The sequence below is a fragment of the Micrococcus sp. HG099 genome (assembly GCF_024723355.1).
In the GTDB taxonomy this organism is placed as follows: Bacteria; Actinomycetota; Actinomycetes; order Actinomycetales; family Micrococcaceae; genus Micrococcus; species Micrococcus endophyticus.
Genome location: NZ_JANQCJ010000306.1, coordinates 1 through 443, shown reverse-complemented (window position 1 = coordinate 443; position 443 = coordinate 1). Strand labels below are relative to the sequence as shown.

The window sequence follows — 443 nt, the reverse complement described above, 5'->3', positions numbered from 1 at the left end:
GATCGGTCCTGCGGTGTCGATTGCCAATAACTTTATTAAAGAATGCATTGAATCACTGGTACATGCGGGCTACCTGCCGCTGTTGTCGTTGATTAACGAACCGGCAAAAATCCTGTTTTTAAATAACGCTATCGATCAGGGTGTTTATTATCCGCTGGGGATGCAGCAGGCTTCCGAGACGGGTAAATCCATCTTCTTTATGGTGGCCTCCAACCCCGGGCCGGGTTTAGGTCTGCTGCTGGCTTTTGCTTTTTTCGGCAAAGGAATGGCGAAGAAGTCAGCCCCCGGCGCGATGATCATTCACTTCCTGGGCGGCATTCATGAGCTCTATTTCCCTTACGTACTGATGAAACCGCTGACGCTGATTGCGATGATTGCTGGCGGCATGAGCGGGACGTGGGTGTTTAACCTGTTAGGCGGTGGTCTGGTGGCTGGCCCAAGTC

At 51.9% G+C, this 443-nt stretch carries 1 protein-coding gene; it reads left to right on the top strand.

Annotation, left to right across the window (positions count from 1 at the left end; genetic code table 11):
• Window positions 1–443, top strand: a 443-nt coding sequence (locus NWP10_RS12355) for a PTS transporter subunit EIIC (protein ID WP_258301098.1), incomplete at both ends; no start/stop codon positions are given.